This window comes from Kushneria sp. Sum13, assembly GCF_052692355.1.
The window spans coordinates 359153-379409 of sequence record NZ_CP199847.1 but is presented as its reverse complement, the minus strand read 5'-3'; the positions used below and the strand labels follow the sequence as shown (position 1 = coordinate 379409).

General features: G+C 55.3%; 27 protein-coding genes. 18 read left to right on the top strand and 9 right to left on the bottom strand.

Annotated features, from left to right (window positions below):
* Positions 1–2: 2 nt before the first annotated feature.
* The 5 genes from ACUN8C_RS01750 to ACUN8C_RS01730 are packed head-to-tail and all read left to right on the top strand — an operon-like array spanning position 3 to position 3589.
* Entirely contained in the window at positions 3–344 is a 342-nt protein-coding gene (locus tag ACUN8C_RS01750) for a GPW/gp25 family protein (RefSeq protein WP_445620661.1), read from the top strand.
* The gene (locus ACUN8C_RS01745; protein WP_445620660.1) at positions 341–1252 is read left to right on the top strand and encodes a baseplate J/gp47 family protein; all 912 of its coding nucleotides are present in this window, start codon (positions 341–343) and stop codon (positions 1250–1252) included. The genes ACUN8C_RS01750 and ACUN8C_RS01745 overlap by 4 nt, the downstream gene beginning before the upstream one ends.
* Positions 1245–1871 carry a phage tail protein I gene (locus ACUN8C_RS01740; protein ID WP_445620659.1) on the top strand — a complete coding sequence of 209 codons (627 nt, stop codon included), beginning with the start codon at positions 1245–1247 and terminating at the stop codon, positions 1869–1871. The genes ACUN8C_RS01745 and ACUN8C_RS01740 overlap by 8 nt, the downstream gene beginning before the upstream one ends.
* Entirely contained in the window at positions 1868–2986 is a 1119-nt protein-coding gene (locus tag ACUN8C_RS01735) for a phage tail protein (protein ID WP_445620658.1), read from the top strand. Before ACUN8C_RS01740 ends, ACUN8C_RS01735 begins: the two co-directional genes overlap by 4 nt.
* Positions 2987–2989: 3 nt before the next feature.
* Positions 2990–3589: a hypothetical protein gene (locus ACUN8C_RS01730; protein WP_445620657.1), complete on the top strand. Its 600-nt coding sequence runs from the start codon at positions 2990–2992 to the stop codon at positions 3587–3589.
* Positions 3590–3606: 17 nt separating this feature from the next.
* On the opposite strand, the gene ACUN8C_RS01725 is transcribed toward ACUN8C_RS01730, so the two are convergent.
* Positions 3607–4203: a hypothetical protein gene (locus ACUN8C_RS01725; protein ID WP_445620656.1), complete on the bottom strand. Its 597-nt coding sequence runs from the start codon at positions 4201–4203 to the stop codon at positions 3607–3609.
* Positions 4204–4328: 125 nt separating this feature from the next.
* Between ACUN8C_RS01725 and ACUN8C_RS01720 the strand changes: the two genes are divergently transcribed.
* Genes ACUN8C_RS01720 through ACUN8C_RS01700 form a run of 5 tightly spaced genes read left to right on the top strand, consistent with a single transcriptional unit; the run spans position 4329 to position 9361 of the window.
* On the top strand, positions 4329–5510 hold the full coding sequence (locus ACUN8C_RS01720; protein ID WP_445620655.1) for a phage tail sheath protein: 1182 nt from the start codon (positions 4329–4331) through the stop codon (positions 5508–5510).
* 14 nt (positions 5511–5524) lie between these two features.
* Positions 5525–6037, top strand: a complete 513-nt coding sequence (locus ACUN8C_RS01715) for a phage major tail tube protein (protein WP_445620654.1) — start codon at positions 5525–5527, stop codon at positions 6035–6037.
* A gap of 15 nt (positions 6038–6052) precedes the next feature.
* Complete coding sequence (locus ACUN8C_RS01710; protein ID WP_445620653.1) at positions 6053–6541, top strand: phage tail assembly protein; 489 nt, start codon at positions 6053–6055, stop codon at positions 6539–6541.
* A 26-nt stretch (positions 6542–6567) separates the two neighbouring features.
* A complete protein-coding gene (locus ACUN8C_RS01705) occupies positions 6568–6732 on the top strand; it encodes a GpE family phage tail protein (protein ID WP_445620652.1) in 165 nt (54 codons plus the stop codon).
* Positions 6686–9361 carry a phage tail tape measure protein gene (locus tag ACUN8C_RS01700; protein WP_445620651.1) on the top strand — a complete coding sequence of 892 codons (2676 nt, stop codon included), beginning with the start codon at positions 6686–6688 and terminating at the stop codon, positions 9359–9361. Before ACUN8C_RS01705 ends, ACUN8C_RS01700 begins: the two co-directional genes overlap by 47 nt.
* 5 nt (positions 9362–9366) lie before the next feature.
* On the opposite strand, the gene ACUN8C_RS01695 is transcribed toward ACUN8C_RS01700, so the two are convergent.
* Complete coding sequence (locus ACUN8C_RS01695; RefSeq protein WP_445620650.1) at positions 9367–9798, bottom strand: hypothetical protein; 432 nt, start codon at positions 9796–9798, stop codon at positions 9367–9369.
* Between ACUN8C_RS01695 and ACUN8C_RS01690 the strand changes: the two genes are divergently transcribed.
* The 5 genes from ACUN8C_RS01690 (at position 9797) to ACUN8C_RS01670 (ending at position 13805) form a co-directional block, all read left to right on the top strand.
* Positions 9797–10240 carry a phage tail protein gene (locus ACUN8C_RS01690; RefSeq protein ID WP_445620649.1) on the top strand — a complete coding sequence of 148 codons (444 nt, stop codon included), beginning with the start codon at positions 9797–9799 and terminating at the stop codon, positions 10238–10240. The two genes, ACUN8C_RS01695 and ACUN8C_RS01690, sit on opposite strands and share 2 nt — an antisense overlap.
* On the top strand, positions 10237–11235 hold the full coding sequence (locus ACUN8C_RS01685) for a phage late control D family protein (RefSeq protein WP_445620648.1): 999 nt from the start codon (positions 10237–10239) through the stop codon (positions 11233–11235). Before ACUN8C_RS01690 ends, ACUN8C_RS01685 begins: the two co-directional genes overlap by 4 nt.
* Before the next feature lie 200 nt (positions 11236–11435).
* The gene (locus tag ACUN8C_RS01680) at positions 11436–12239 is read left to right on the top strand and encodes a TIGR04255 family protein (protein ID WP_445620647.1); all 804 of its coding nucleotides are present in this window, start codon (positions 11436–11438) and stop codon (positions 12237–12239) included.
* A 15-nt stretch (positions 12240–12254) separates the two neighbouring features.
* On the top strand, positions 12255–12929 hold the full coding sequence (locus ACUN8C_RS01675; protein ID WP_445620646.1) for a helix-turn-helix domain-containing protein: 675 nt from the start codon (positions 12255–12257) through the stop codon (positions 12927–12929).
* A gap of 24 nt (positions 12930–12953) precedes the next feature.
* Positions 12954–13805, top strand: coding sequence for a hypothetical protein (locus tag ACUN8C_RS01670; RefSeq protein WP_445620645.1), 852 nt, complete (start codon positions 12954–12956; stop codon positions 13803–13805).
* On the opposite strand, the gene ACUN8C_RS01665 is transcribed toward ACUN8C_RS01670, so the two are convergent.
* Entirely contained in the window at positions 13795–14130 is a 336-nt protein-coding gene (locus ACUN8C_RS01665; protein ID WP_445620644.1) for a hypothetical protein, read from the bottom strand. The two genes, ACUN8C_RS01670 and ACUN8C_RS01665, sit on opposite strands and share 11 nt — an antisense overlap.
* Positions 14131–14183: 53 nt before the next feature.
* Here ACUN8C_RS01665 and ACUN8C_RS01660 point away from each other — a divergent pair, with 53 nt between their 5' ends.
* Positions 14184–15050, top strand: a complete 867-nt coding sequence (locus ACUN8C_RS01660; protein WP_445620643.1) for an endonuclease — start codon at positions 14184–14186, stop codon at positions 15048–15050.
* Between the two features lies 1 nt (position 15051).
* Here ACUN8C_RS01660 and ACUN8C_RS01655 read toward each other — a convergent pair whose 3' ends face one another.
* The 6 genes from ACUN8C_RS01655 to ACUN8C_RS01630 form a co-directional block, all read right to left on the bottom strand.
* Complete coding sequence (locus ACUN8C_RS01655) at positions 15052–15399, bottom strand: LexA family protein (RefSeq protein ID WP_445620642.1); 348 nt, start codon at positions 15397–15399, stop codon at positions 15052–15054.
* Positions 15400–15538: 139 nt separating this feature from the next.
* A complete protein-coding gene (locus ACUN8C_RS01650; RefSeq protein WP_445620641.1) occupies positions 15539–15772 on the bottom strand; it encodes a hypothetical protein in 234 nt (77 codons plus the stop codon).
* A 72-nt stretch (positions 15773–15844) separates the two neighbouring features.
* Positions 15845–16891 (bottom strand): hypothetical protein, encoded by a 1047-nt coding sequence (locus ACUN8C_RS01645; protein ID WP_445620640.1) that lies wholly within the window; start codon positions 16889–16891, stop codon positions 15845–15847.
* 145 nt (positions 16892–17036) lie between these two features.
* On the bottom strand, positions 17037–18047 hold the full coding sequence (locus ACUN8C_RS01640) for a hypothetical protein (protein WP_445620639.1): 1011 nt from the start codon (positions 18045–18047) through the stop codon (positions 17037–17039).
* 26 nt (positions 18048–18073) lie between these two features.
* Positions 18074–19003: a hypothetical protein gene (locus ACUN8C_RS01635; RefSeq protein ID WP_445620638.1), complete on the bottom strand. Its 930-nt coding sequence runs from the start codon at positions 19001–19003 to the stop codon at positions 18074–18076.
* Positions 19000–19692 carry a S24 family peptidase gene (locus tag ACUN8C_RS01630; RefSeq protein WP_445620637.1) on the bottom strand — a complete coding sequence of 231 codons (693 nt, stop codon included), beginning with the start codon at positions 19690–19692 and terminating at the stop codon, positions 19000–19002. Before ACUN8C_RS01630 ends, ACUN8C_RS01635 begins: the two co-directional genes overlap by 4 nt.
* 105 nt (positions 19693–19797) lie before the next feature.
* Here ACUN8C_RS01630 and ACUN8C_RS01625 point away from each other — a divergent pair, with 105 nt between their 5' ends.
* Both ACUN8C_RS01625 and ACUN8C_RS01620 read left to right on the top strand, forming a co-directional pair.
* Positions 19798–20010 (top strand): hypothetical protein, encoded by a 213-nt coding sequence (locus tag ACUN8C_RS01625; protein WP_445620636.1) that lies wholly within the window; start codon positions 19798–19800, stop codon positions 20008–20010.
* Between the two features lie 19 nt (positions 20011–20029).
* Positions 20030–20257: a hypothetical protein gene (locus ACUN8C_RS01620; protein WP_445620635.1), complete on the top strand. Its 228-nt coding sequence runs from the start codon at positions 20030–20032 to the stop codon at positions 20255–20257.

The following is a 20257-nucleotide window of genomic DNA, read 5'->3' as shown; positions in this document are numbered from 1 at the left end:
GCATGGATCGCACCACCGGCGCCCCGCTGTCCGGCGTCGAACATATCCGGCAAAGCGTGGCCGACATCCTGACCACGCCCATCGGCTCGCGCGTCATGCGCCGCGAGTACGGCAGCCTGCTGCCGGATCTCATCGACCAGCCGCTCAACGGTGCCACCGCCCTGCGCGCCTACTCGGCCACGGTCGTGGCGCTCATGAAATGGGAACCCCGTCTGCGTGTCCAGCAGGTGCAGCGCCTGATCGATCCCGACCGGCCCGCGCGTCTACTGCTGACCATCACCGGGCGGCGCGTCGATACCGGGGAAAACATCGACCTGACCGTGCCCCTGCGAGGTGACGCATGAGCAGCCCGATCGATCTCTCTCAGCTGCCCGCGCCGGCCATAGTCGAAAACGTCGACGAGGAGGCCCTGCTCGCCGAGCGCAAGGAGCACCTGATCTCGCTCTACCCGGAAGACGAGCGCGCAGATGTTCGGGCAAAGCTGGCGCTGGAATCCGAGCCGCTCAACAAGCTGTTGCAGGAAAGCGTGTGGCGAGAGCGCGTGCTGCGCCAGCGCGTCAACGAAGCCGCCCGCGCCAACATGCTGGCATTCGCCACCGGTGCGGATCTCGATCAGCTCGCCGCGAATTTCAACGTCGAGCGCCTGATGATCGACCCCGGCGATCCTGACGCCGTGCCGCCGGTCCCGCCGACGTGTGAGAGCGACACCCGCCTGCGCCTGCGCGCGCAGCGGGCATTCGAGGGCCTGAGCGTGGCCGGCCCGACCGGAGCCTACGTGTTCCACGCGCTAAGCGCCGATGGTCGGGTGGCCGACGCTACCGCCGTCAGCCCCAGCCCCTGCGTCGCCGTCGTCACCGTGCTGTCCCAGCTCGGCACCGGCGAGGCCACGCAGGATCTGCTCGACATCGTCACGGCGGCACTCTCTGCCGAGGACGTGCGCCCGGTCGGCGACCGGCTCACCGTCCAGTCGGCCGAGATTGTCGATTACGCCATCGAGGCCACGCTCTATCTCTACCCCGGCCCCGAGCAGGAACCGATCCTTGCCGCATCACGCGCCAGGGCATCAGCCTACGTCGCCGAGCAGCGGCGCCTCGGGCGCGATATCCGCCTGTCAGCGGTCTATGCCGCATTGCACGTCGAGGGCGTCCAGCGCGTCGAGCTGACAAGCCCGGCGGCTGACGTGGTACTCGATGACAGCCAGGCATCGCACTGCACCGGCGTCACCCTGACGCTCGGGGGCAACGATGAGTAGGCTGCTGCCGGCCAATAGCACAACGCTCGAACGCCTCGCCGCCGACGCGCTCGCGGATCTTGAGCGCGTGCCGGTCCCGCTGCGCACGCTTATGGACCCGGACGCCTGCCCGCTGCCCCTGCTGCCCTATCTCGCCTGGGCGTTCAGCGTGGATCGCTGGGACACCACATGGAGCGAGGCCACCAAGCGCGGCGTTGTGCGGGCTGCGTTCTACGTCCACTCGCGCAAGGGCACGATCAGCGCCCTGCGCCGCGTCGTCGAGCCGCTCGGCTATCTGCTCGAAGTCGAGGAATGGTGGCAGATGGTGCCCGAGGGGGGACCGGGCACGTTCGCCCTGCGCATCGGCGTGCTGGATACCGGCATCACCGATGAAATGTACACCGAGCTGACCCGGCTGGTATTCGACGCCAAACCGCTCACGCGCCACATCGTTGGACTGGATCTGCTCGGCGAGACGCGCGGCCCGCTCTACGTCGGCATGGCCATGCACGACGGCGACACCACCACCGTCTACCCCTATTCCCCCGAGTTCATCGCCTCGACCGGCGCGCTCTATCACGCGGCCACGGTCGAGACGTTCGACACCACCACCATCTACCCCATGAGCGAGGCCCCATGAGCCAGTTCTTTACGCTACTGACCAAAACCGGGCAGGGCCTGCTGGCCAATGCCATCGCCTACGGCGAACCGCTGACCATTGCCACCATGGCCATCGGTGACGGCGGCGGCAAACTGCCCACCCCCGACGCCACCGTCACGCGCCTGGTCAACGAAGTGCGGCGCGGCCCGATCAACCAGAACGTAGTCGATGACGACAACCCGAACTGGACCGTCGTCGAGCAGGTACTGCCCGCCGACGTCGGCGGCTGGACGATCCGCGAGGTCGGTCTCTATGACACCGACGGCAATCTGATCGCGTATGGCAACTACCCGGAGACCTACAAGCCGCAGCTCTCCGAGGGCAGCGCCCGCACTCAGACGATCCGCTTTGTGATGGAAGTCACCGATACCAGCGCGGTGACGCTCAGGATCGACCCCAGCGTGGTGATGGCCTCGCGCCAGTACGTCGATGATCAGCTCGATGCCCACGCCAAAAGCCGCAACCACCCCGCCGCCGACACCAAAAACAGCGGCATGATGCGCTTTGCTACGCTCGCCGAGTCAAAGAAGGGGGAAGAATCGAAAGCCGCCCAGACGCCCGCCGGCGGCAAGGCCCAGCTCGACGATCATCGTAAGGAAGAAGACGCGCACGATTCCAGTCAGATCGGGCTGGTTGAGGCGCTCGAAAAATTCGGCGGGGCTGACACTGTGCAAGCAGTGCTTGCCATGCTCGGCAGTGCGGCACGAAAAGATGCGGGGGCTGCGCCGCTGCTGACGCTCGATGATTTCACGAGCGGTCAGAGTTTAGGGGGGCGCGGTGTACAACCGCTACCCGGCGGTTTGATTCTTCAATGGTGTGAAATTGTTATCAGCGGCACCCTCCGGACGAACACTTCCAACGGAATGAATGTGGTGATGCATGACGACGGAGCCTCAGGATCGCTGCCTATCCCGTTCCCTAACGAGTGTTTAGGACGAGTAGGCAGTTTTGGCGATATCGCTGAGTCCTTTATCGAAAACATGACGCTGGACGGGTACCGTTCAACATGGTCTGCACGGTGCTGTGGGCTGGCGAGTCGTCCGGCAGGGACAACTTACACAGCCAGAGGCACGGCCTTTTTCCTCGGGAGGTGATCGATGAACATGAAATTTAGCCCGTCCGCGCTGGAGTTTTATCCTGCGCAGTGGCTGGACGCATATAAAAAGGCCGGAACGCTGCCCAATGACATCATTGATGTCGCGTATGGTGACTATGAAACGTTTGCGCTCCAGTCGCCGCCAAAAGGAAAGATGCTGGGCGTAAATGATGACGGTCTGCCGGCATGGGTTGATGCGCCGGCCCCGCCGCCTATGCCCGTCTCCGAGCATCGCCAGAACGCCTTTGACTGGATCGACGCCACCGCCGACCGTATCCGCGCATCAGACCGATCCGTCGGCCAGTATCTCAATGCCGAGTATCAGCTGGTCGCCCAGGCACTGATCGATTACCGCAACAACCCCGAGGGCGAGGTGCCCGACGCAATCCGTAGCTATGCCGCTGCCGAGGGCCTGGCCATCGATGCCGCCGCGCAGCAGATCGCCGAGGCCGCCGCGCGGGTACAAGAGCTGCTGCAGGCCGTGCGCCGTATCCGCCTCGCCGGTAAAGCCGCGATCCGTGACGCTGGCGATGATGCCAACTTCATGGAAACGGCCCGGCCCTATATCGATCAGCTCAACAAAATACCTACGGGCTCGTAGCAACCAAAAATCCGATTTTAAAGGAGCTGATGCTGATAGTGGAGTAGCGAAATCAGCTCTCTGGATAAATTCGTTAAGCGAAGGGGGGTACTGGATTCAATGTACCCCCCTTGCTCGTATTCGATAAATCCACTGCTACGCATGGATTTAATCAGATTCCAAACGAGCTCTTTATCGAAACCAGTTTGTTGGGATAAGCAAGAAATCAATCTTTCTTGTTTTTCTCTAGCAATAGAGCTGAACGACTCGTCGTACATTTGCATTGAGTGCATCTGGGCTATAACTCGTACCTCAAGACATGTCAGAGAGCCGAGCCTACCCAGCACTATTTGAAACAGATCCGGAGTGTCATCGGACATACCTGACCTGACTCCTCCGATCATCAAATCCATGAGGTAATCTGCCATCTCCTGATTGGAGCATTTCTCCAATGCTCGAACCATGTGAACAAAATGTGCGAAGCGATGTTCACTTTCACAGAGTTCAACAATTGAAACTCCTCCTCTTTCTGCACGATCCAATGCCTTCTCCAAGCGTTGAATAGTGAAATGCTCATATCCTCTTTTTACGGCCCATTTCGCAATTCCAGCTGCCGTTGATTCGAGTCCTGTCATTTTTAATCTCCAAATCTGTAACGCCCGCTTTTACAACGCCCGCCGCTCGCCCTGCCTCGCATCACCACACACCATGTCACCACATCACTGGATCACCCTGCCCGCTCACCTGATCAGGTACCGACATGGCACTCGACCAATACCACCACGGCGTGCGCGTTGTTGAGATTAACGACGGCACCCGCGTTATCCGCACGGTCTCGACCGCCGTTATCGGCATCGTCTGCACCGCCGCTGATGCCGACGCGCAAGCCTTCCCGCTCAACCGCGCAACACTCATCACCAACGTCTCGACCGCTATCGGCAAGGCCGGCACGCAGGGCACCCTGCGCCGCACGCTGACGGCCATCGAGTCCCAGACCAAACCCATCATCGTCGCGGTACGCGTCGAAGAAGGCGCCGACGCGGATGAGACCACGGCCAACGTCATCGGCACCGTCGATGAAAACGGGTGCCGCACCGGCGCGCAGGCGCTGCTCTCGGCCAGCGCCGCACTCGGCGTCACGCCGCGCATCCTCGGTGCACCAGGGCTGGACAATCAATCAGCCACCACGGCACTGGTCAGCATCGCGCAGGATCTGCGCGCGTTCGTCTACAGCTACGCTCACGACTGCACCACCATCTCGGACGTGACCGCCTACCGCGATCAGTTCGGCGCGCGCGAGCTGATGATCATCTGGCCCGAGTTCGAGGCGTTCGACGTGGCCGCCGCCGAGACGGCCACTATCAGCGCCGTCGCCTGCGCCCTCGGCCTGCGCGCCAAGATCGACAGCGAGATCGGCTGGCACAAAACCCTCAGTAACGTCGCCGTCAACGGCGTGACCGGCATTTCGGCAGACGTGTTCTGGTCGCTGCAAAACCCCAACACCGACGCCGGCATCCTCAACGCCGCTGACGTCACCACCCTGATCCAGCGTGACGGGTTTCGTTTCTGGGGCTCACGCACCTGCGCCGGCCCGACCTCCCTGTTCGCGTTTGAAAACTATACCCGCACCGCCCAGATCCTCGCGGACACCATCGCCGAGGCGCATATGTGGGCGGTCGACAAGCCACTGCACCCCAGCCTTGCCCGCGACATCATCGAAGGCATCAACGCCAAGTTTTCGGAACTCAAGGCGCTGGGCCTGATCGTCGACGGCACTGCCTGGCTGAACGAAGAACTCAACGACGAGACCTCGCTCAAGGCCGGCAAGCTGCGCATCGATTACGACTACACCCCGGTGCCCCCGCTGGAAGACCTCGGCTTCCAGCAGCGCATCACCGACACCTATCTGGCCGATTTCGCCGACCGCGTGAACGCCGGCTGATCAGGAGATAAACCATGGCACTACCCAAAAAGCTCAAGGGCATGAACCTGTTCGGCAACGGCGACAGCTATCAGGGGCAGGTTCAGTCCGTCACGCTGCCCACCCTCACCCGCAAGATCGAGGAATGGCGCGGCGGCGGCATGGACGGCACCGTCGGCATCGACATGGGGCAGGACGGTCTCATGACCTGTAGCTGGACCGTCGGCGGTCTGGTCGAAAGCATCTTCGACAATTTCGGCAGCTCGCGCCTCGACGCGGATCTGCTGCGCATGACCGGCAGCTACGAGCGCGACGACGTCGACGAGGTCGTGTCCGTCGAGGTCGTCATGCGCGGTCGCCACACCGAGATCGACATGGGCGACGCCCAGAGCGGCGAGAACACCGAGCACCAGATCACCACCACGCTGAGCTATTACAAGCTGGTGATCGACGGCTCGACAAAAATCGAGATCGATATCCCGAACTACGTGTTCAAGGTCAACGGCACCGATCGGCTGGCCGCGCGCCGCCGCGCCCTCGGCACCTGATAAAGGATTAAACGCATGAATGCTGCCCGTGGCTCGATCTGCGCCCTGTTGGTCCTCGTCTCGCAATGGATCTACGTCGCATTTCTGTTCGACGAGATACCGAGCTGGGTCTGCGGCATTCCTGCGGTACTGGTTTATTTCATCGCAAGCGGCGCCCAAATGCCGCGCATCAACTGGAGAAAGACCATGGCCCAGGCCAAAGAGAAAGCCACCACCGCCCACGTCTCTGATGCCATCGAGCTGGATAGCCCCGTCAAACGCGGCGAGCAGAGCATCGACAGCGTCACCCTGCGCAAGCCCACCGCCGGTGAGCTGCGCGGCGTCAATCTTTCTGACGTGCTGCAGCTACAGACCGATGCCCTGATTAAGCTCATCCCGCGCCTGTCAGCGCCCAGCCTGACCGAGCACGAGGTGCGCAACATGGACCCGGCGGATCTGGTCCAGTGCGGCGGCGAGATCGCCGGTTTTTTGCTGACGAAGCGGGCGAAGGGCGAAGCCGCATAAATCTCCCTGCATCCGTTGAGGACGCGATGGCCGATCTGGCCATCGTGTTTCACTGGACCCCCGCCGACTGCGCAGAGTTCAGCCTGCGCGAACTGATGGACTGGCGCGAGCGCGCCCGTAAGCGATCCAATCCCGAGGACTCCCATGGCGCGCGATCTCAAGCTGCAGGTCATTCTCGACGCAGTCGATAAAGCCACCGGCCCCCTGAAAAAGATCACCCAGGGCAGCGGCAAAACCGCCGAAGCCCTCAAGGCCAGCCGCGAGCAGCTGCGCCAGCTCGAACGCCAGCAGAAAGACCTCTCCTCGTTTCGTAAGCTGAAAGAAGTCACGCGCGATAACAGCGACGCGCTCGCCCGCGCGCAGGAGCGCATGCGCAACCTGCGCACCGAGCTGAAAAACGTCGACGCCCCGACAAGGCAATTCCAGCAGAGGTTTCTCAAGGCCCAGCACGAAGTTGAGCGGCTCAATAGCACCTTGGGCGATCAGCGCCGTCGCCTCGGCGAGCTGCGCACCAGCCTCAGAGCCGGCGGCACCAGCACCGACGATCTGACCGGCAGCGAGAAGAAGCTGGCCGGCCAGATCCGGCAGGCCAATGAGGCGCTGGAAACCCAAAAGCGCCGCATGAATGAAGTCACGCAGGCGCAGAAGAAAGCCCAGCAGGCGGCGGATCGGTACCAGCGTGGCCTCGGGCGCGCCAACACCATGCGCAGTGCCGGATTTACCGGACTGGCCACCGGCGGTGCGGCGCTCTACGGCGGCGCGCGTCTGCTCGCTCCCGGCATTGGCTGGGGCGAGCAGATGAGCACCGTTCAGGCGGTGGGCCGATTCTCGGCTGACGATGAGCGCTTTAAGGCCCTTAAACAGCAGTCCCGCGACCTCGGCGGCTCGACCGCATTCAGCGCGGGTGAGGTCGGCAGCGGTCAGGAATTCCTGCTGCGCGCCGGCATGAGCGCCGAGGCCATCCAATCATCCATGCGTGACGTTCTGAACCTCGCGCTGGCCAATAACACCGAGCTGGGGCGCACCGCTGATATTGCTTCCAACATCGCCGGCGGGTTCAAGATCGATGTCGAGGCCGCCGGCGGCATGCAGCGCGTGGCGGACGTGCTGTCGGGCACGGCCAGCCGCGCCAATGTCGATCTGGAAATGCTCGGCGAAACCATGAAATACCTCGGCGCCGGGTCCGATCTGGGCCTGACGCTGGAAGAAGCCGGCGCCATGGCCGGCCTGCTGGGGAACATCGGCATTCAGGGCAGCCAGGCCGGCACCACCATGCGTGCCATGATGGACCGCCTGACCAAACCCACCGCCGCCGCATCTGCCGTCATGGACGATCTGGGCCTCAAGGTCGCTGACGCCGAGGGCAACATGCGCGCGATGCCCGACATCCTGCGCGACATCTACGCCGCCACGGCAGACATGGGCAACGTCGAGCGCAAGGCCGCGCTGCAAGAGCTGTTTGGTGCAGAGGCCGGCAGCGGCATGGCCGAGCTGGTCAACCAGATGAGCAGTGGCCAGCTGGATAAGCTGATCGACAATCTGAGCAAGTCGTATGGCGAAAATGCCGAGATGGCCAGCGTCATGGCCGACAACATCGGTGGCGATCTCAAGAACCTGCGCTCAGCGTGGGAGGAAGTCGGTATCAGCATCACCGACACCAACGATGGCGCCCTGCGCGATCTCATCCAGTCGATCACCGAGATCACCCGAGCGGTCGGCAACTGGATCAAGGAAAACCCGAAGCTGGCCGGCACCATCGCCAAAGTCGCCGCTGGCACGGCGGCACTGGTCGCCGCGGGCGGGGCATTCACCATCATGCTGGCCTCACTGCTCGGCCCGATTGTCACCGTGCGCTATGGCTTAAACATGCTGGGCATTAAGACCGGCGGCCTCGGCGGCAAGATCTATTCGCTCACCAGCAAAATTCTGCCGGCGCTCGGCAAGGGGCTGCTGGCCACTGGACGCGGCTTTCTGTTCATGGCCACGTCCATCGGCAAGGCAGGTATCGCCCTGCTCGCCAACCCGATGACGTGGATCATTCTCGGCATCGTCGCTGCCGTCGCCGTCCTCGCCGGGGCCGCGTACCTCGTTTACAAGAACTGGAGCGCAATCAGCGAGTGGTTCGGCCAGCGCTGGCAGGACGTTAAAGCCGCGTTCGATGGTGGCATCGGCGGCATTTCGCGATTGATCCTCGACTGGTCGCCGCTGGGCCTGCTGCAAAGAGGCATCACCAGTGCGCTGTCAGCGCTCGGCATTGAGGTGCCCGAGCAGTTCAAGTCGCTGGGCGGGACGATCATCGACGGCCTGATTGGCGGTCTGTTTGGCAAGCTCGGTGAGCTGAAAAATAGCGTGGTCGGCATCGCTGACAGCGTGACGGGCTGGTTCAAGGACAAGCTGGATATTCACTCGCCGTCGCGCGTGTTCGCTGCGCTGGGTGGCCACACCGTCGACGGTCTGACGCTGGGCCTTGATCGCCAGCGCGATGACCCCGCCAAAAGCATCACCGACATCGCCAACCGCGCCCGACAGGCCGGTTCCGGACTGGCGCTTGGTGCCATGGCCCTGCCAGCAGCAGCCATGCCCTCGATCACGTCATCGGAGCCAATCCGCTTTGATACCCGGCCCCCACTCGCCGCTGGTGGTGGCCAGCAGCGCGTCGATCAGAGCATCACCCTGGGCGACATCCATATCACGGCCTCGCCGGGCATGGACGAGCGCCAGCTCGCCCAATACGTGGCCCGCGAAGTGCAGCGCGCACTGGCGCAGGCGCAGCGCAATCAGGGCGCGCGTAGCCGTTCATCCATGATGGATAGGGATTAATAAATTCACACTGCTTTAAATACCGCCCAGATGAGATTTAAAGACATGCAAATAAGAGATGACAGCATCGAAGTAAGAGGGAGAAAGATCAGAGTTTGACCAAAAAAATCTTCAGGAATCCTTACGTCCGCAGGTATGAGCTGCATTACTCCGGATGACAGAGCCAGAGTGATCGAAAACAAGGCGGCACACGCAACAGAAAGGGTATCGCCTTTACGGAAGGTCAATAGAGTCAGCATTCCGACACCAAGGGTAATAAATATATCAACCCTCAGACTTTTAATACTGCTTATAAATTCTATGTTGCTGGGCTCGTAATAATTGCTAACCAAACCTACAAAAAGTTGGATCACAACCAAGCCAGATAACCACTGCGATATAAAACGACTGCCCAGAGCCGCTTTTAAAGATGTCTTTTCCATCGAGGATTTACTCATGCTTATGGCCTTAGGTATGTTCGTATTTCAGACAAATACGGTACCTTACCAGGAACTGCAGCGCCGCACCGAGTGGCGCCACGCCAGCCAGTCCCGCGTCGGCGACCGTCCCGCGTATCAGTACCTCGGCCCCGGTACCGACACCATCACCCTCTCGGGCACCCTGCTGCCCGAGTTCACCGGCGGCAGGCTAAACCTCGACGAGATCCGCGACATGGCCGATCAGGGTCGGGCGTGGCCGCTGGTCGAGGGCACCGGTCGCCAGTACGGGCTGTGGGTGATCACTGGCGTCGACGAGACCAGCAGCACGCTCTACCGCGACGGCGCCGCCGCGAAAATCGAGTTCAGCCTCACGCTTGAACACGTCGATGACGAGCGCACCGACATGATCGGGGATCTGACGATCTACACCGGCGCGCGGCTGGTCGGGGCGTTCGTATGAGAGAGCAGCCGCAATATCGCCGCCCCGGCTACCGCATCACCATCGCCGGGCAGGACATTACGCCACGCATCAATGGCCGGCTGATCAATCTGACCATCACCAGCCAGCGCGGTCAGGAGGCCGACCAGCTCGACCTCACACTGACCGATCATGACGGCCAGCTCGAACTGCCGCCGAAAGGCGCAAAATTGACGGTCGCCATCGGCTGGCAGGATGAGGGGCTGCTCGACCGGGGCGTGTTCATCGTCGATGAGATCGAGCACAGCGGCAGCCCTGACCGGCTCACTATTCGCGCCCGCGCCGCCGACATGCGCAACCTGCTGCCCGGCAAGCGCAGCCAGAGCTGGCATGACATCACCCTGGGCGACATCGTCGACACCATCGCCAAGCGGCACGAACTCTCGCCGGTGATTGGCGACACCCTGCGCGGTATCCGGCTGGGCCACATCGACCAGACCGACGAGAGCGATCTCAATTTCCTGACCCGGCTGGGCCAGCGTTATGACGCCATCGCTGCCGTCAAATCCGAACGCATGCTGTTCACCCTCGCCGGCGAGGCGCTCACGGCCAGCGGGCTCAAACTGCCCGGCGTCACCCTCACCCGCCGCGATGGCGACCAGCACCGTTATAGCCAGACGGATCGAGACAGCTACACCGGCGTGCGCGCGCACTGGAACGATAAAGCCGGCAGCAAGCGCCAGACGGCAATCGCCGGCGAAGGGGATAAGTTCAAGGATCTGCGTGCTACTTACGCGAGCGAAGCGGACGCCCTCGAGGCCGCAAAGTCGGAGCTGCGGCGCATCCAGCGCGGCACGGCAGAGTTTGAGCTGACCATGGCCCACGGGCGCGCCGACATCACACCCGAGACACCCATCACGCTGCAGGGCTGGAAACCCCAGATCGACGGTACCGGTTGGTTGGTGACGGAGGTCGAGGACTCGTTGGGCGATTCAGGATACGGGACTAAGATCAAGTGCGAGACAAAGTCTTTATAAACAGAACTTTATAGAAATGTCATCAGATGCATTCGTGAGGGCTAAAGTCAGTTGTTTGAAAAGCCGTTAGGGTCTAATGGCGGTGTGCCTTAGAGAGCATGGCTTGCAAAATCTTTGGAAAAATTGACAACTAAAATGTAAACTGACAACTAAAGTGTAAACCAGATTTACAGGCCAATGTCTCAAGAAGGGAAAACCTCATGAGCGAGAAGATGCAGAATGCGCCGATTTACTACGCCTTGGCTCAAGTGGGATTTAACACTGTTGCAGCCATGGCTAAGTATGCGGACGAAATTCAGGACGTCTTTCGAAAAGAGGGTTATACACTCTACGATATAGAGTGGAGAAACGAGTTACAGGTCAACTTCGAAGCCGAAGATGGAGATCCTCAATTTAATAAATTTAAAATATGGCATTTCACAAAAGACGACAGAAGCTCTGGGTTTATTCTTGCGCCTTCTAACTTAACTTTTCACACCACCCATTACACTGACAAAAATCGGTTCATAAAAGATTTTTGCGAAGGATTTGAAACAGTTAATAACACTATAGGGCTAAAGCATGTAGGCCGGATTGGAATGCGTTATTTGGATGCAGTTTTACCGCAAGAAGGTGAGACGACCGAGGACTATCTAATAAGTGAAACCAGCGGGATAAACTTAGATATTGAAAAAGTGCAATCACAAAATGAGTACGTATTTAAAAGCAACCTAGGACCTTTTATTGAAGAAAGTACCTTGATTGCTAAAATTTATCGCGCAAACACTTTTTTAGGTTTTCCGCCAGGCATATCGCCGGGGCAGCTAATACTAAAAAACAAATTCCAAGAATATAACAAAACAAATTTTAAACACGCAGTAATAGATATCGACCACTTCTCAGAAGGTCAAAAAGAAATAAACGGAACGTATCAACTTGAAGAACAGCTAAACTATCTTCATAACGACTTAAAAAACGCTTTTGAGGCTATAATTTCTCAACATGCCCGAGACACTTGGACATAAGAGAGGAGTTGCAATATGCAGTATCAAACTTATTCAAACAGCACAAGCTATAATACATATAGTCATTCTAGCGCCAATAAAGCTGATACTAACGCTTGCAGGCATAGAAGTTTGAAAGCAACCGCCTTGATAACGCTGTTTCTAGGAACAGGAAGCGCCTTTTCAGTAGCCGACATTGGAAAATGGTCGAATGATATCTCCGAAAGAGCTGGAATCACAATTTCTGGCAAAAAAACAAAAATCGAAAATGAGGCCGGCAATGACAACATTGACACAAGAAGCGCTAGCCAAAAATTAAAAGCTGCTCAAGAAAGCTTGCACCTTTCGGTATCCGACTTAAGTCGTATATTTGGAGTCTCTAGGCAAGCAATCTATAAATGGCTTTCAGATGAGAACAGGCCGACCACAGAATACAATCTGATGATTGACCAAATCGGGGAGTTAGAGCACGCAGTTGCGAAATCTAACATTTCCAATCGTCACAACCTTCTAAAAGTTAAAGCTTTTAGCGAGGGTTCTGCTAATGATCTTCTCAAGTCAGGAAGTTTAACAACAGACAAAATTAAAAGTCTTTTAGCAAAAATAGAAGACTCTGAAACCAAGGCCAAGGTAGTAAAATCCAAAGCTTCAGGCATTGAAAGAAACACAGACTGGAAAAGCTCTATTTCGATCCCTAGTGCAAGCAATTAAACCTAGAGATAAAGAGGCAGTTACATGTTTGGTCATGATACAGGTTTCAGGCAAGGTGACTTAGCGATATATGAGGGAAGCTTAACCACGATTTCTGGAGAAAACCTTGCTGATCAAAAGATTGTGATCATATCACATGACTGTGACATAGCCCGTAATCTAGAAACTGAGCCTCTATTAGAGATAATTTTGGCAAACGTAATTACAAAGGAAGATCCTCAGCTGTGTCATGCAAGAAACTCAAGACGTCTTCATTTGAAGTACACAGGGAGCAGCAACGATGATATCTGGCTGGAGCTAACACAGCACAAAAAAACTTACATATGCAAAGAATCGTTTTCGAGCGAAGGCATTTTGCAAACGGACAAAAGTTATTACTTACCCGCTAACGAAAAGCGAATTCTTAAGCAATGGCTTGCCTCGCGCTATGGCCGACCTGCTTTTCCTAATGAGTTTGAAAGGAGATTAGCGAGCCATAAAAACTTTGAACGAAAACTAAGAAAGGCAATTGATCAAGCCGGAGATTGTATCTCAGGCATATTCATGACTTTGGATGATGCGAGTGACGTAGAGCTTCAAGAGGGAGAGGCATATCCTTTAAGAATAATCATAGTTTATGACACTTTTAATTACGTAATGGACGAGAGCGAAGAAACTGCAAGTCAACTATCAGAACGTATAAAGAGCTTGTTTAAAGATAACTTTGAGCGGGATGGCAAAGCCGAAGAAATCGATTTAGAAGAATGCGACATCATCGCACACACGCAGTTTAGCTTTGCTCAAATGAAAGAGTATTCTCAATGGAGGGTAGAGCATCTAAGTTTGACTGAAGATGGAAACGGCGAATTCATGGAAATGGGAAGAGTTACTGGTTAGAGTAATTTCTCCACACTGCCGCACTAACCTCATGCCGTCGCATCAGCAGCCACATCGGTGAGGCATGCACCTGCCATGTCTGCTCATAGCTGTGGCGCAGCAGCAGTACCCGCCCCTTCCAGATCTGCCCGGCGAACAGCGCCTGATATTCAATCGGCACCCGCTGTGCCGGCGGGAATTTATAGGCATTGAGCCAGCCCTGCCGCTCGCGCGCCTGGCGCCACTGGATCACCTCATAGCGTGAGGGCGCCCAGCGCATGGGCACGCTGCGCTGCCAGTCCGGTACATGTCGGTATTTCTTGAGCAATTCAGAATCAGATCGCACTGCGTCAAATCCCCGTATGCTGGCAGCCGAACTTAAACCGTCTCGGACCTGCCATGTATCGCCTTGTTCTATCCCTACTGCTCATCATCGCCCTGCCCGCCCTTGCCGAACCACCCGGCTCATTCAGTACCGCCAAGAAGATCGCCACGCAAATCCATGCCGATCATCAGCGCACGTTCTATTGCGACTGCACCTATACGGAAGATGGCCCCGATCTGGCCAGCTGCGGTTATCAGGTACGCAAACAGAAGCCACGGGCCAATCGGATCGAGTGGGAGCACATCATGCCCGCCTACGATTTTGGTCGGCAGCGTCAGTGCTGGCAGGACGGCGGTCGCCGCAATTGCCGCAGCAATGATCCGGTGTTTCGTCGCGCTGAGGCGGATCTGGTTAATCTGGTCCCCAGTGTTGGTGAGGTAAACGGCGATCGATCCAACATGCGCTATGGCATGGTGACCAGTGCCGACGCCTACCAGTACGGCCAATGCTCGGCAAAAGTCAGCTTTAAGGAGCGAACTTTCCAGCCACCGGCAGAAGTCAGGGGCAACATTGCCCGCACCTACTGGTATATGCGCGACACCTACGGCACCAGCATCAGCAGCCAGCAACAGCGCCTGTTCGAAGCTTGGGCAAAAGCCGATCCGGTGGATGACTGGGAGCGCCTGCGCAATCAGCGCATCACCGCGATTCAGGGCAGCGGCAATCCCTATGTGGAAGACAGCCCACAGCCTCAGCCATTACCCACCCCGGCAGCCAATGATCCGGTATTAGATCAGGCCAGCAGTTTCAGCTGCGAGACGCGCAAAACGTGCAGCATGATGCGTTCATGTGATGAAGCCGTTTACCACCTGCAGCAGTGCGGTAATACGCGACTGGATGGCGACAAGGACGGCGTACCCTGTGAATCATTGTGTCGTTGAATCAAACGGCACAGCGCCGCACCAAGCTGACCACTACGCCCAGCACCAGCTCGGGCTTGATCCGTCGGCTCTCCCCGCCGCCCACCGGCTGGAATCGAAACTGCGGGCCGACCCGGAACGTCTGGAACACCTCGCGGATGCCGTCGATCATGATCACGGCAAGATCCCCATGGCTCGGGTGGCGCGCCTCGTCGACGACCAGCACATCACCCTCAAATAGTGGGCCGCCCACGCCGGCATCCTCACCCGCGCGCATCAGGTAGCAGCTGGGCGGGTATCGGCTTAGATCAAGGAACGTTAGAGACGGGTCGGGACGGCAATCGATGGGGCCGAGGTACTGCGCGTGCATGGGGTGGTCTATTCCTTTAGTGCTGTATATACATACATATAAATTAACCTGTGTTGATGTTCAAGCGTTTGTACATTTGTACATTGCGTACAACAAAAAGCCGCCCGAGTTGGGCGGCTCATTCCAGCATGGCAGTTTGCTAGGCGGCTGATTGCTCATCGGCGGTAGGCTCGATTTTCTCGATACGGCTTTCAGGTGTAGCAATGATGACCATCATGGCCATCAAAAATATCCCCGTAAAACCGCCGGCAAGAATGCCGGCCAAAAAGCTGATGACAACACCTCTACCCTCGCCTCGCTGATATCGCGCGGCGCGTACGCCAACGATGCCCGCCAGTACTGTGCAGATGATGTATCCGATTTCCAAAGTCATGGCATCCCCGGTTCTGCGTGTCGTTAAAAAGCCGCCCTATGTGGGGCGGCTTTCGGCAGTGAGTGTGGATGGTCAGCTATCGGCGGAATCGACCGTCAGCATGTTTCCAAAAATATCGCTGCGCTGATAGGTGTACTCAACACCGTTAAGCACTTTTGACGATGCCTCACCGCCATCGTAGGACTGGATGAGTGACAGCATCACGTCAAAAGCATTTTGAGCGCTCATGTCGGGCTGAGTCGCAGCAACAACACCGGAAGCCACCACCATGACCCGTGCACCGGATTCTTGCGTGCCATCACCTGTACCCATAAAGATGATGCCGTTCACGGCGCCGGATTGTGGTTTAACGGTGCCAGTCAGTGCCAGATGTTCGCTGAACGCCTCCTGAAAGATGCCCTGCACACCGCTGTTATCGACATTGCCCTTTGCGCGGTAGGGTTGGCCAAGATCGGTCATGGAAGCATTGAAGCGGCGAGCAAACGTTTTGGCATCAAAGCCAAGGTCACTACCGGCCTCGATCTCTGCCTGCTTCTCGTTTGTTTTGTCACTGGCCAACTGCTCGGCATCGTCAGTCGAAACCGGCTCTGAGGCGACCTGTTCGGACTCGGGGATCTGGTTTTCGAGCATGCCCAGAATGACGACGCTCAAGTCAGGATCATAGTGAGTGGTTGCCCAATAGGCGGTATCGGGGTCTTGTGACTCTAGGCGATAGCCGATAAAGGTGCGCTCGACTTCGGCCTCTTCCTGTGACTTGATCTGTTGGGCGATATCGGCGAGCTGGTCTTTATCAACTGGCTCGTTAAGCGTCACTTCGACGGTGCGTTTATAAGGAGCCTTTGTCTTGTCGCTGGCTACGGTATAGAGAGACGACAGGGCGGGCTGTTCTTCGCTGACAGACGGTTCGATTTCTTCAATCTTGCTGTCGCTACCATTAACGGATATGTCGATCAGTGCCAGTGAGACCAGCAGAAAGAAGCCTGCAACCGCACCGCCAAAAATACCCGTTATCCCGCTGAAAAAAGCACCTTTACCATTAGCGCGTCGATTGCGTCCGATTCTAACCCCGATGATGACGGCTAGAATCGTGCAGATGATGAAGCCAATTCCCGCAAACATGATGTTCCCTTAAGCTCTATGTATTAGAACTTTAAGATATCACTTGTTACAAGATATTACGAACCTTTAAGCGGGTGCTTTAGATCAAAACTGGCAGGAAGGAATTTATTAAAAGTAAAAATTCCATTTCTTACTCTGATGATGCTTATTGTGAAATACTATCTAAACACTCTTTTAACTCGTCGATGGAGCGCACATTATGAACTTGATCAAACTCAAAGGTGACATTATCAGAATTATTATTTGACACTAAAAAATTGAATTTAATTGAATGCGTGTTTCTTCTTTTTTTATTGGAATTGAAAAGCTCAAGCTTTTTAATATTAGTATTCCTCCCAACAACTAAAATAACAATATCGTGAGAGAATGAGTTTCGAAAACTTCCTTCATAAATATCGACAACCGAGCAGCTGAAATTTTTCTCAAACAAATGATGGCATACTGCATTTGAATATTGTTGTGCAATCAAATCATTAAAATCACAAAAAACCCTAGCTGTATGCCCCTTATAATGTTTCTTACCGATAGCCTGAGGGGTTAACTCTTGCGAAGAGTAAATTGACTGTAAAAAACTTTCCCCAAAATGGGTAACATTACTTTCTGAAGAATCGAAAAGATAGTAGCTTTCAAATTTCTTAAGCGCCAATTTTTCAATTGGATTTTGGCTCGATACAAGGTTTCTCAGTTGATTGCCAGAAGAAGAATTCGGCAAAAAATCATATTTTCCAGATATATATAACGTCTTTAGGAAAGCACACTCGTCAGACGACAAATCTCTCAAAAACATAATAAAACTCAGTCTAAAATCTGAGCGCAGCTCATCAGCTAAAACTTTAGAAGCCAATCTTGCATAAAGCTCTGTCTTACTCTCTTCTATGTCTTGCCAGCAAGCATTTAATAAAGATTCATAGCTTCCATAGTCAGTATCATTAGAATGTAAAAGCATGGCAGCTTTATTTGGCGGAACTCCTTTAACCAAAGCTCTATGAAACCTATCCAACCTTTTCTCTCTATTTTGAGAAATTTGATCTATAGCGGCATCATTAAATGCTTTCACCGTATCCCAAACAGGTGCTAGAAGAGGGCCTGCCACCCCCTTTAAAGCAGGCTCAGAGACAGCACCGATTATCCGGGTAATTTTTTTTAATTTTGTCACAAGCTTTTACCTTGAATTAAGAACGATCAAATATAGCCATGCTCATCTTCGAATTTATTAATTATGCTAATAACAAGATCGACAAATTTACGAGCTTCGATCGTATCTATCTCTTCAACCTCATGTGAGCCAATAGACTCTTGAACTCTATTGGCCTTGAAGATTTTGCTTGTAACCCCGGAGCTCAAACTATCTTGACCAATCAAATAAGTCAGCTTATCTTCAAAACTTATAACTTTTCTTGGCTCTGGATCAGGGCCGCCTGAGCTTGGAGAAATTTCATTTCCACCATTTTTGCGGTTAAGTTCTGAAATTATAAACTCTATTTTTTGCCATGCTTTAAAAATGTGCCCTGTACTTACTGAAACCTTACCTAATGCCAATTCAAGAAAATCATTATCATATAGAAAGGCACGCGCGCTTCTTGATATTGGAACCAAAGCACTAGGCTGGTAAAAAAAGCTATCATATTCAAAGCTGGAAAAGTTTTCATCAGGCTTGACAATATTATAGTAGCGCCTCATCTCCTCTTCACTTAAAGATGACGTTTCTTTATCTTCAACTCTTTTAAGGAAATTTTCATCGGATTCATCAATGTCTTTTTCAGCTTCTTCTATAGAGCTACAACCATCAACATTTACAGCTCTTTCAGCAAGATCTTCTTCAGAACCTGCACAACTATCTTTTCTTTCTTTTTTAAACAGAAAGTTAAAGCCAAAAAAATTAACCGACTCTAATTGCTGAAAATTATTAACGAACCACTTCCTAAAAAATAAGAAAAGTATAAATATAAACACTACGAAAGGTAACTTACCGCGCAACGTAGTTAAGATGTACTCAGCACCCAAAAAAAATATAAGTGCCGCGATAGCCATGACTGCCAAGATCAGCTTAAGCAAAGTTTTAATCTTAATACTTTTATTAAGAAAATTACCTAGGCTTGATTTGATCCTCACCTTATTCTCCCCAGCCGCATCACGCACTCGCCAATGATCTCGACATTCTGGTTAGAGAGCGGATCGACGATTTCCGGCGGGTAGTGCGGGTTGTCACTGATCAGGCGCCAGCCGCCGCCGGCCACGCGCTGCACCCGCTTGATGCGCAATCCGTCATCCATGCGCAGCAGGAACACGCCATCCGGGATACGGCGGCTGCGATCCACCAATACCTGATCTCCATCATTCAACGTGTCGCCCATCGAATCCCCGCGCACACGCACGCCCACCACACGTGAAGGGTCCAAGCCGTCTCGCTTTAGGTGATCTGTATTGAGATACACGGTAGTGTCGATTGACTCACCCTCAAACAGCCTTCCAGTGCCTGCAGCGGCTTCGATGCTATAGATCAATATTCTTGAATGACCGGCCATCGAGCTGGGTAAGACCTCACCTTCAGCCTGCATCGTGAAAGATATTTTCAGAGCAGCTTCATCGCCATCTCCGAATAAAAGCCATTCCAAGCTTGCCTTTTTGGCAATTGCCAATTCGACACATTCGTCGTACGGAATGCTTCCACGGCGTTTCCAATTGTGAACTGAGGTAGAAGATATACCGAAGTATTCGGCTACCTCCTTGTCTGAAGATACCCCCAGAACCTCTTTTATACGGCCCAAAACTCCCGGCGCCATTAGCTTTTTGTCAATCATGGAAACGCCTAATAGCTAAATATGATTGCCATATGGTTGTTAAACGCCATTTTGGCAATTAGGATTGTGCTGACTGTGCAAGTTAACTATTGGGAATCATACATCATGAGCAATCCGCAAGCCTCCCCACGCCCCCGCCGCGCACCCAATGGATGCCGTGGCAATCCTGTCTGGATGAACCTGACGCCGACCGAACGTGCGGATCTCGAAGCGATTGCCGCTTCTGAAATGCGCACGCTCTCGGCGCAGGCCCGCATGTTCTATCTGCGTGGCATCAAGGCCATGAAGGCCGAAAGCCCCGCTCCCGTCAGTCACTAACCCAGAAGGAATCGCAGCCATGTACAGGGACCCCCGTCGCCTCAAGACCGCCCGCATCGGTATCAATCTTGACCAGTTCGAAGATGACCTCATCGAGGCGCTTTCTGCCTACACCGGCATCGAGAAGGCCACGCTCGCGCGTGAGCTGGTCATGCGGGGCGCACTGGAAATGCTCGGTGTCTCCAGCCAGCAGGAGTTCGACGCCGTGAGCATGATCGATTTCCAGCCGGCGGCAAAGCTCCATTGA